Source organism: Streptomyces prasinopilosus (genome assembly GCF_001419695.1).
In the GTDB taxonomy this organism is placed as follows: domain Bacteria; phylum Actinomycetota; class Actinomycetes; order Streptomycetales; family Streptomycetaceae; genus Streptomyces; species Streptomyces prasinopilosus.
Genome location: NZ_LIRG01000663.1, coordinates 1 through 2,131, shown reverse-complemented (window position 1 = coordinate 2,131; position 2,131 = coordinate 1). Strand labels below are relative to the sequence as shown.

3 protein-coding genes are annotated in these 2,131 nt (G+C 72.8%); 1 reads left to right on the top strand and 2 read right to left on the bottom strand.

Features of this window, described 5'->3' with window-relative positions; all coding sequences use genetic code 11:
- Window positions 1-61: 61 nt before the first annotated feature.
- The gene (locus tag AOK18_RS24140) at window positions 62-520 is read right to left on the bottom strand and encodes an Lrp/AsnC family transcriptional regulator (protein WP_055573909.1); all 459 of its coding nucleotides are present in this window, start codon (window positions 518-520) and stop codon (window positions 62-64) included.
- A gap of 118 nt (window positions 521-638) precedes the next feature.
- Window positions 639-1,331 carry a UbiX family flavin prenyltransferase gene (locus AOK18_RS24135; RefSeq protein ID WP_420865640.1) on the bottom strand — a complete coding sequence of 231 codons (693 nt, stop codon included), beginning with the start codon at window positions 1,329-1,331 and terminating at the stop codon, window positions 639-641.
- Between the two features lie 198 nt (window positions 1,332-1,529).
- Between AOK18_RS24135 and AOK18_RS24130 the strand changes: the two genes are divergently transcribed.
- The gene (locus AOK18_RS24130; protein ID WP_055695698.1) at window positions 1,530-2,075 is read left to right on the top strand and encodes a rhomboid family intramembrane serine protease; all 546 of its coding nucleotides are present in this window, start codon (window positions 1,530-1,532) and stop codon (window positions 2,073-2,075) included.
- The last annotated feature ends 56 nt before the right edge of the window (window positions 2,076-2,131 follow it).

The following is a 2,131-nucleotide window of genomic DNA, read 5'->3' as shown; positions in this document are numbered from 1 at the left end:
GGCTTGCTCGCTCTGCCCGTCCCGGCCGCCCCGGACGGCTCAGCCAACCGTAACGCCCCGGCTACCGGACCTCTTCGGGCAGCTCACCGACGCGGTTCTCCCACTTCGTGGAGAGCACGATGGTGGTGCGGGTCCGGGAGACGCCTTTGGTCCCGGACAGCCTGCGGATGATCCGCTCCAGCCCGTCCACGTCGGCCGCCCGCACCTTGAGCATGAAGGAGTCGTCGCCGGCGATGAACCAGCAGTCCTCGATCTCGCGCAGGTCCTTCAGCCGCTGCGCCACGTCCTCGTGGTCGGCGGCGTCGGAGAGCGAGATGCCGATCAGGGCGGTCACCCCGAGGCCGAGGGAGGCGGCGTCCACGGTGGCGCGGTAGCCGGTGATGACACCGGCCGCCTCCAGCCGGTTGATCCGGTCGGTGACGCTGGGTCCCGACAGGCCGACGAGACGCCCCAGCTCGGCGTAGGAGGCCCGGCCGTTCTCCCTCAGGGCCTGGATGAGCTGCCTGTCCACCGCGTCCATGCGATCGAAGCCTTCCGCTGAAGAGGTCTGCACGTGAGTGAGAATCGGTGAGTGCTGCGTCGGGGTGTACGGGGGCGCACCGGATGCGCGGGGAGGGCGCCGGGGGCGCGGATGCCGCTCAGGCGGTGCGGGACGGTGACGCCCCTCCCCCGAGCTCGCCCTTCCAGCGGCGGTACAGCGTGTGCCCGACGCCCGCCGCGTCGAGCACGCGGCCGGCGACGAAGTCCACCAGGTCCTGGATGTGCGTCGCGCCCGCGTAGAAGGCCGGCGAGGCGGGCACCACGGTCGCGCCCGCGTCGTCGAGGGAGACCAGGTGCCGCAGGGTCTGGCCGTTCAGCGGGGTCTCCCGTACGGCCACGACCAGGGGGCGTCGCTCCTTGAGGGTCACGCTCGCCGCCCGTTGCAGCAGGTCCTTGGACAGCCCGAGCGCCACTCCGGCCACGCAGGCCGTGGAGGCGGGCACGATCAGCATGCCCTTGCTCGGGTACGAGCCGGAGGAGGGGCCCGCGGCGAGGTCGCCGGCGCTCCAGTGGCGTACGCCGTCGAGGTCCACGGTGAAGGTGTCCGGCTTGCCGTCCGCTCCGCGGGACAGCCATTCCCGCAGGTCGTCGCGCCAGTGGGCGTCGCGGAAGGAGATGCCGGTCTCGTCCAGCAGGGTGAGCCGCGAGGCACGGCTGACGACGAGGTCGACGCTCTCCCCCGCCTGGAGGAGCGCACGGAGGACGGCCGCCGCATATGGCGTGCCGGAAGCGCCGGACACCCCCAGGATCCAAGGCGTTCGCGTCGTCTCTCCTGGCTTGAGATGGTTCACGACACCGAGCCTATCCGGCATGGTGGGAGGGGAACCGGTCAAGGGGTCCCGTCCGTCTCCCGGGCGGAGGATCGATCCGCCTCCGCGGCGGGCGTCCGGTCCCTTCCCGGGTGGACGAGCGAGTCGAGGGGGTGTGCCGTGTCCGGTGTCGCCGCACGGTGGTCGGGGCGTGAACGGGCCAGGACGGCGGCCGTGCTGATGGCGGCCTGGGTGGCGCTGCTGTGGCTGCTGGAAGTGGTCGACGTGGTCTCCGGTCATGCCCTGGACGACTTCGGCGTCGTGCCGCGCACGGCTTCGGAGCTGGTCGACGTCGTCCCCTCCGCCTTCGTCCACTTCGGCTTCGCCCATGTCGCGGCGAACAGCGTGCCGCTGCTGGTGCTCGGTTTCCTGGCCGCCCTCGGCGGTCTGCGCCGGTTCGCCGCCGTGTGCGCGCTGGTCGTCGTCTGCGACGGTCTGGGGGTGTGGCTCATCGCCCCGGCGCACACCAACACGGCGGGCGCCTCCGGCCTGGTCTTCGGCCTCTTCGGCTTCCTGCTGTGCAGCGGCTTCGTGGAGCGCCGGCCGATGGGCGTGGTCGTCGCCGTGCTGGTCGGCGCGGTCTGGGGCGGCTCGATCCTCGCGGGCATCGCGCCCGGTCAGGCCGGTGTGAGCTGGCAGGGCCACCTCATCGGCCTGCTGGCCGGTGTGGCGGCGGCCTTCCTGTTCCGTCGCGGCTCCGCCCGCCGGGACGCGCTCACCGTGTGAGGTGCCGGTGCCTCTCCCCCCGTCCCCGGCCTCCCGGAGGGCACTCCGGCCCTCGG

What these genes read in the sequence shown, in the direction of transcription:
- AOK18_RS24140 (WP_055573909.1), bottom strand. Translation starts at nt 520, where the DNA reads ATGGACGCGGTGGACAGGCAGCTCATCCAGGCCCTGAGGGAGAACGGC.
- AOK18_RS24130 (WP_055695698.1), top strand. Translation starts at nt 1,530, where the DNA reads ATGGCGGCCTGGGTGGCGCTGCTGTGGCTGCTGGAAGTGGTCGACGTG.